This window comes from Lelliottia nimipressuralis (assembly GCF_004115925.1).
Taxonomy (GTDB): domain Bacteria; phylum Pseudomonadota; class Gammaproteobacteria; order Enterobacterales; family Enterobacteriaceae; genus Enterobacter; species Enterobacter nimipressuralis.
In genome coordinates this window covers 45,447-53,241 of sequence record NZ_SDDX01000034.1, presented here as the reverse complement: position 1 = coordinate 53,241, position 7,795 = coordinate 45,447, and the positions used below count along the sequence as shown (strand labels likewise).

At 56.0% G+C, this 7,795-nt stretch carries 6 protein-coding genes; 2 read left to right on the top strand and 4 right to left on the bottom strand.

Features of this window, described 5'->3' with window-relative positions; translation table 11 throughout:
• Positions 1-250: 250 nt before the first annotated feature.
• The 4 genes from hemG to pepQ are packed head-to-tail and all read right to left on the bottom strand — an operon-like array spanning position 251 to position 4,241.
• Positions 251-793, bottom strand: coding sequence for a menaquinone-dependent protoporphyrinogen IX dehydrogenase (gene hemG / locus ETG88_RS21725; RefSeq protein WP_100778475.1), 543 nt, complete (start codon positions 791-793; stop codon positions 251-253).
• A gap of 11 nt (positions 794-804) precedes the next feature.
• Entirely contained in the window at positions 805-2,256 is a 1,452-nt protein-coding gene (trkH, locus tag ETG88_RS21720) for a Trk system potassium transporter TrkH (protein ID WP_129036376.1), read from the bottom strand.
• A gap of 39 nt (positions 2,257-2,295) precedes the next feature.
• Positions 2,296-2,910 carry an IMPACT family protein gene (locus ETG88_RS21715; RefSeq protein WP_100778473.1) on the bottom strand — a complete coding sequence of 205 codons (615 nt, stop codon included), beginning with the start codon at positions 2,908-2,910 and terminating at the stop codon, positions 2,296-2,298.
• Positions 2,910-4,241, bottom strand: coding sequence for a Xaa-Pro dipeptidase (gene pepQ / locus ETG88_RS21710; protein ID WP_107702654.1), 1,332 nt, complete (start codon positions 4,239-4,241; stop codon positions 2,910-2,912). The genes ETG88_RS21715 and pepQ overlap by 1 nt, the downstream gene beginning before the upstream one ends.
• 188 nt (positions 4,242-4,429) lie before the next feature.
• Here pepQ and fadB point away from each other — a divergent pair, with 188 nt between their 5' ends.
• Both fadB and fadA read left to right on the top strand, forming a co-directional pair.
• Positions 4,430-6,619 (top strand): fatty acid oxidation complex subunit alpha FadB, encoded by a 2,190-nt coding sequence (gene fadB / locus ETG88_RS21700; protein ID WP_107702653.1) that lies wholly within the window; start codon positions 4,430-4,432, stop codon positions 6,617-6,619.
• 9 nt (positions 6,620-6,628) lie between these two features.
• Complete coding sequence (gene fadA / locus ETG88_RS21695; protein ID WP_129036374.1) at positions 6,629-7,792, top strand: acetyl-CoA C-acyltransferase FadA; 1,164 nt, start codon at positions 6,629-6,631, stop codon at positions 7,790-7,792.
• The last annotated feature ends 3 nt before the right edge of the window (positions 7,793-7,795 follow it).

Below are 7,795 nucleotides of genomic sequence, written 5' to 3'. Positions count from 1 at the left end.
AATTGTTAAAGAGCAGTGCCGCTTCGTTTTTCTCAACGGCGCGGGGTGTGCATATTACGCTTTCCCGCTTCAGAGTCAAGCTTTATTTTCGCTTATCTCTGTTGGTGTTCATCTCTGAACCCCGCTAACCCGGCGGCGTGTATGCCGTTGTTCCGTGTCAGTGGAGGCGCATTATAGGGAGTTATTCTGGGGTGACAAGCATAAAATCGAAAAAAGTTATCGTTCGCTTATTTTTCAAACTCACCGTCGATTAAACCCGCGAATCGACCGTTAATTGCGCGATTTCCCGCGCAAAACTGGCTACCTGCGGCCAGTCCGTATAAACCACTTCTTTACGGGTATCCGTCTCCCCCCCGGTCATCTTCATAATGAGGCGGATCATAAAGCGGTCATACCAGCTATAACGTGGATAACGCAGTGCGCCCGCAAACACAGCACAGCGTTCTGGCTGCCACGGTGAGTTCAATAAAAACTTACGCGTATAGCTGTTGGTCTGCGGCGTGCGTTTCTCCGCTTTACGTGCAACCAGGTTCACCGAATAGAACGCACCGGGCAGGCTGTTTAATGTCGCCAGATGTTTTTTCACAAAGCGATCCAGCGCAGGATGGAAATGGCCATAACGAATAGAAGCGCCAATCACCACGCGATCGTAATCCTGCCAGTGAATCTCTTCCGTCCGATTGAGATTCACCACATCAGCGTAAACGCCCTGCTCTTTCAATTCAGACGCCAGATAAAAGGCGATCTCACGCGTCTGACCATCTCGTGTCGAAAATAAAATAAGTGTCTTCACCAGCTAGATCCTTACTCGCGCCAGAATGTTGGGGTGAACAGCACCAGCAATGTGAATACTTCAAGACGCCCGAACAGCATATTGGCAATCAGGATCCACTTCGCTACCGGGTTCATGCTGGCAAAGTTATCCGCCACCACGCCAAGCCCCGGCCCAAGGTTATTGAGCGTTGCTACCACGGAAGCAAACGCCGAGAAATCATCAACGCCGGTGGCGATAATCGCCAGCATGCTGACGATAAAGACCAGCGCGTAGGCAGAAAAGAAGCCCCACACCGCTTCAAGAATACGTTCCGGCAGCGCGCGGTTGCCAAGCTTAATGCTATAAACCGCATTCGGGTGTACCAGACGTTTCAGTTCACGGTTACCCTGCTTGAACAGCAGCAGAATACGGATGACCTTAAGGCCCCCGCCCGTGGACCCCGCACAGCCGCCGATAAAAGCAGAGCACAGAAGCAGTACCGGCAGGAACAGCGGCCAGCGGGCAATGCTGTCCGTGGTAAAGCCCGCCGTCGTGGCCATCGACACTACCTGGAAGAAAGCCTGGTTAAGGGTCATCACGGCCGAGTTGTATACATCGTGGAACCACAGCACCAGCGTACAGATGATGACCAGCGTCAGTTGCACGCCGATAAACATTCTGAACTCTGGATCGCGCCAGTAGACCCTTAGGCTGCGCCCACTCAATAAAGAGAAATGCAGGCCGTAGTTACAGCCTGAGATCAGCAGGAAGATAGCAATAATAGTGTTGATAGTCGGGCTATCGAAATAGCCCACGCTGGCGTCGTGGGTCGAGAACCCGCCAATCGCAATCGTAGAGAAGCTATGGCCAATCGCATCGAAGGCAGGCATCCCGGCAAACCACAGGGCCAGCGCACATGCGACGGTCAGTAACACGTAGATGAACCAGAGCGTTTTTGCCGTCTCGGCAATACGCGGACGCATCTTGTTATCTTTCAGGGGACCTGGCATTTCAGCACGATAGAGCTGCATCCCACCGACACCCAGTATCGGGAGAATCGCCACGGCGAGGACAATGATCCCCATACCGCCGAACCATTGCAGCATCTGCCGATAAAAGAGAATGGCATGCGGTAGCGAGTCCAGCCCCACCAGCGTGGTCGCCCCCGTGGTCGTTAACCCGGAAAAGGATTCAAAAAACGCGTCGGTCACGGTCAGATTCGGCTGTTCCGCGAAGATAAACGGCAGCGCACCCACGCTCCCCAGCACGGTCCAGAACAGCACCACAATCAGAAAGCCCTCGCGAGACTTCAGCTCGCCCTTCTCGCGACGGTTAGGCCACCAGAGAATTGAGCCAATCACCAGCGCGGCGAAAAAGGTCTGCGTGAACGCACGCCCCGCGCCGTCCCGATAGATAAGCGCTACCAGCCCTGGGAGGATCATCGTCCCGGAAAAGAGTATGACCAGCAGTCCAACAATTCGGGTTATGGCACGAAAATGCATCTCTGCCGTTCCTTTGGTATTCAAAAAGTAAGGTGGGGATTATTCTTCAATCGGCAGTAATTGCAACGCACCACGACTAAAATCAGCCAGTTTTGCTGAAAAAGCCGCCAGTTCCGCCTGAGGAAGCGCCACGCGTAATTGTACCGTCGCCTGGTAATCACTCTGCACAATCACGCCGTTAACGTTTTTAAGCAGCGTTTCGATGCCAGATAACTGAGCGTAATCACACAACAAAGTATATTCGGTAAGTGGCGTTTTGCGGACCGTCTGCAGCAGATTAAGCGCCTGCTGCACTCCTCCGCCGTAGGCTTTTACCAGCCCACCGGTTCCTAACAGGATGCCGCCGTAGTAGCGAACCACCACGGCGGTGATCTCCCCGACGCCGCTTCCCATCAACTGAGAGAGCATCGGTTTACCCGCTGTTCCTGCGGGCTCACCATCATCAGAAAAGCCAAGCTGTTGCGAATCATTGGGCGGACCGGCGACCCACGCCACGCAGTGGTGGCGGGCATCGGGATGGTCTGCGCGAACAGATTCAACAAAGGCTTTCGCCGCCTCCACGCCGTCCGTATGGGCCAGCAGCGTGATAAAGCGGCTCTTTTTGATCTCTTCGACGAAGGTGACCGGCTCAGCCGGTATCAGCCAGCTGTCCATCACGCCAGTTTCTGATCTCGCGTCATGTTCTCGATGCTGTTTTCGTGAATCACCACGTTATCTTCGATACGAATGCCACCGAACGGCTTCAGCGCCTCAATTTTCTGCCAGTTGAAGTGTTTGCTGAACGGGCCTTCACGCCACGGCTGCAGCAGAGAGTCGATGAAGTAAATGCCTGGCTCAATGGTCAGAACCATGCGCGGTTGCAGCACACGGGTGCAGCGCAGGTATGGATACTTCGACGGCGCAGCCAGATGGGTGCCGGTATCATCCTGCATAAAGCCAGCCACATCATGAACCTGCAGGCCCAGCGGATGACCAATCCCGTGCGGCATGAACGGCCCGGTGAGATCGTTTTCCACCATCGCCTCTTCGCTCATATCCGTCAGAATCTGATGTTTACGCAGCAGTTTGGCGATGCGCTGATGGAATTGAACGTGGTAATCGACGTAGCTGGTACCCGCCTTCAGGGTGCTGATAAGCGCCAGCTGTTCGTCATTGACGTCTTTGATCAGCTGCGCGAAATCCGTATCGGCGTTCGCCGCCCAGGTACGGGTCAGATCGGCTGCATAACCGTTGTATTCAGCGCCCGCATCCAGCAGGAAACTGCGCATCTCGGCCGGCGCGCGGTGATCCAGTTTTGTATAGTGCAGCACGGAAGCATGCTCATTTAGCGCCACGATGTTGCTATAAGGCACGTCCGTATCGCGATGGCCGGTCGCCGTCAGGTACGCCTGATTGATGTCGAACTCGCTCATCCCGGAAAGGAAGGCTTCCTGGGCCGCCTGATGACCGTTCACCGCCGTTTTCTGCGCTTCGCGCATGCAGGAGAGTTCATAGTCGGTCTTATACGAGCGGTAATAGTGCAGATAATCAATCACGCCTTTCGGGTTGATGTTATCCGCAGAAATATCCAGACCCCGAGCACGCTCCGGTACCGGACCGATATACCCGATGTTGCCACGCGCAGCAGGCAGCTGGCTGCCGATACCGTCGGCTTTTGGCAGGGCAATCACATCCACTTCTTCGGTCCAGAAGCTGGTCGGCAGCGGCTCCACGTTGTGCCAGTAATCGACCGGCAGATAGAACCACAGTTTCGGCTTGTTCACGCCATCCACCAGCAGCCAGCAGTTGGGAACCTGCGTCACCGGCACCCAGGCTTTAAACTGCGGATTTACCTTGAAGGGATACGGATGGTCATCCAGGAAGACATTGACCAGCTCACCAGAGTGAATAAGCAGCGCATCGAGCTTAAAGCGGGCCAGTACATCGCGGGTACGTTCCTGTAACGTAACAATATGATTTTTATAAAGTGAGGCCAGTGAGTCCATCATTCTTCCTTTCTTTATTGAGCTCAAGTCTTCGCATCTTAGCATACCTCGCTTTTACTGCGTGATTTCCACCGAGCGTGATCAATGCAGCATTTATTTAATGAGTAATTTGCATTTTATTAACATAAATTCCACACTCGACTTCATCTGGTATGACCAGATCCAATTGCTGGATTCAGGAGACTGACATGCTCTACAAAGGCGACACCCTGTACGTAGACTGGCTGGAAGATGGCATCGCCGAACTGGTGTTCGATGCCCCCGGCTCAGTCAACAAACTCGACACCGCGACGGTGGCCAGCCTAGGCCACGCGCTGGATGTCCTCGAAAAACAATCTGATTTGAAAGGGCTGCTGCTGCGTTCTGAGAAAGCCGCCTTTATTGTCGGTGCCGACATCACCGAGTTCCTCTCCCTGTTCCAGGTGCCGGAAGAACAGCTCAGCCAGTGGCTGCATTTTGCCAACAGCGTCTTTAACCGCCTGGAAGATCTTCCTGTTCCCACGATCTCTGCCGTCAACGGCTACGCGCTGGGCGGCGGCTGCGAATGCGTGCTGGCGACAGACTATCGTCTCGCCACGCCGGACCTGCGCATCGGCCTGCCGGAAACCAAGCTGGGCATCATGCCGGGCTTTGGCGGTTCCGTACGTATGCCACGCATGTTGGGCGCCGACAGCGCGTTGGAAATTATTGCTGCAGGTAAAGACGTAGGCGCAGATCAGGCGCTGAAAATTGGCCTGATTGACGGCATCGTGAAGCCGGAAAAACTGCGCGACGGTGCGATCAGCATTCTGCGTCAGGCGATCAATGGCGATCTCGACTGGAAAGCCAAACGCCAGCCGAAGCTTGAGCCGCTGAAACTCAGCAAAATTGAAGCCACCATGAGCTTTACCATTGCCAAAGGCATGGTGATGCAGACCGCCGGAAAACACTATCCGGCACCGATCACCGCCGTCAAAACCATTGAAGCCGCCGCACGCTTTGGCCGCGAAGACGCGCTTAAATTAGAAAACCAAAGCTTCGTGCCGCTGGCGCATACCAGCGAAGCGCGCGCGCTGGTCGGCATTTTCCTCAACGATCAGTACGTGAAAGGGAAAGCCAAACAACTCACCAAAAACGTTGAAACGCCAAAACACGCGGCGGTACTCGGCGCAGGCATTATGGGCGGTGGGATTGCCTACCAGTCGGCCTGGAAAGGCGTGCCGGTAGTGATGAAAGATATCAACGAGAAATCCCTGACGCTGGGCATGAACGAAGCGGCCAAGCTGCTCAACAAACAGCTTGAGCGCGGCAAAATTGACGGTCTGAAGCTGTCGGGTGTGATCTCAACCATTCAGCCAACGCTGGAGTACACCGGTTTTGACCGCGTGGACATCGTCGTTGAAGCGGTCGTCGAAAACCCGAAAGTGAAAAAAGCGGTACTGGCAGAAACGGAAGAGAAAGTGCGCCCGGATACGGTTCTGGCGTCCAATACCTCGACCATTCCGATTGGCGAACTGGCGAGCGTCTTGAAGCGCCCGGAAAACTTCTGCGGCATGCACTTCTTTAACCCGGTCCATCGTATGCCACTGGTCGAAGTGATTCGCGGGGAAAAAACCTCCGACGAAACCATTGCCAAAGTGGTGGCGTGGGCCAGCAAAATGGGCAAAACCCCGATTGTGGTGAACGATTGCCCAGGCTTCTTCGTCAACCGCGTGCTCTTCCCGTACTTTGCCGGATTCAGCCAGCTGCTGCGCGACGGCGCGGATTTCCGCAAAGTCGACAAAGTGATGGAAAAAGTATTCGGCTGGCCAATGGGCCCGGCGTATCTGCTCGACGTGGTCGGCATTGATACGGCGCACCACGCGCAGGCTGTGATGGCCGCGGGTTTCCCACAGCGGATGCAGAAAGATTATCGCGACGCCATCGATGCGCTGTTCGACGCCAGTCGCTTTGGGCAGAAAAACGGTCTGGGTTTCTGGCGTTATAAAGAAGACAGCAAAGGCAAACCGAAGAAAGAGGACGATGCTGCCGTTGAAGATCTGCTGGCTGGCGTCAGCCAGGCAAAGCGTGATTTCAGCGACGAAGAGATTATCGCCCGCATGATGATCCCGATGGTCAACGAAGTGGTGCGTTGCCTGGAAGAAGGCATTATCGCAAGCCCGGCAGAAGCAGATATGGCGCTGGTCTACGGCCTCGGCTTCCCTCCGTTCCACGGCGGTGCGTTCCGCTGGCTGGATACGCTCGGCAGCGCGAAGTATCTCGACATGGCGCAGCACTATCAGCATCTCGGGGCGTTGTATGACGTGCCGGAAGGCCTGCGTAATAAAGCGCGTCATAACGAACCGTACTATCCCCCAGTTGCGCCTGCCCGTCCGGTTGGCGAGCTGAAAACGGCTTAAGGAGTCACAATGGAACAGGTTGTCATTGTCGATGCAATTCGCACCCCGATGGGCCGTTCGAAGGGCGGCGCATTCCGCAACGTGCGCGCGGAAGATCTCTCCGCGCACCTGATGCGTAGTCTGCTGGCGCGTAATCCTGCGCTGGAAGCGGCTGCGCTGGATGATATTTACTGGGGCTGCGTACAACAAACGCTGGAGCAGGGTTTTAACATCGCCCGTAACGCTTCCCTGCTGGCTGAAATCCCGCATTCGGTTCCGGCGGTCACCGTCAACCGTCTGTGCGGTTCGTCGATGCAGGCGCTGCACGACGCGGCTCGCATGATCATGACCGGCGATGCGCAGGTCTGTATGGTCGGTGGCGTGGAACACATGGGCCATGTGCCGATGAGCCACGGCGTCGATTTCCACCCAGGCATGAGCCGTAACGTGGCGAAAGCCGCGGGCATGATGGGTCTGACCGCCGAAATGCTCTCCCGCATGCACGGCATCAGCCGCGAAATGCAGGACGCCTTTGCTGCGCGCTCTCATGCCCGCGCCTGGGCCGCCACGCAGTCCGGCGCCTTTAAAAATGAGATCCTCCCGACCGGCGGCCACGACGCTGACGGCGTACTGAAACAGTTCTACTTCGATGAAGTGATCCGCCCGGAAACCACCGTCGAAGCTCTTTCCACGCTGCGCCCGGCGTTTGACCCGGTCACCGGCACGGTGACGGCAGGCTCATCCTCTGCCCTTTCCGACGGTGCAGCGGCGATGCTGGTGATGAGCGAAAGCCGCGCTCGCGAGTTAGGCCTGAAGCCGCGCGCTCGCGTCCGCTCCATGGCCGTTGTGGGCTGCGATCCCTCGATTATGGGTTACGGCCCGGTTCCGGCATCAAAACTGGCGCTGAAAAAAGCCGGGCTGATGGCGAGCGATATCGACCTGTTTGAGATGAATGAGGCGTTCGCCGCGCAGATCCTGCCGTGCATTAAAGATCTGGGGCTGATGGAGCAGATCGACGAGAAGATCAACCTCAACGGCGGCGCGATTGCGCTGGGTCATCCGCTGGGTTGTTCGGGCGCGCGTATCAGCACCACCCTTATCAACCTGATGGAACGCAAAGACGCTCAGTTTGGTCTGGCGACGATGTGTATCGGGTTGGGTCAGGGGATCGCGACGGTGTTTGAGCGGGTGTAATGA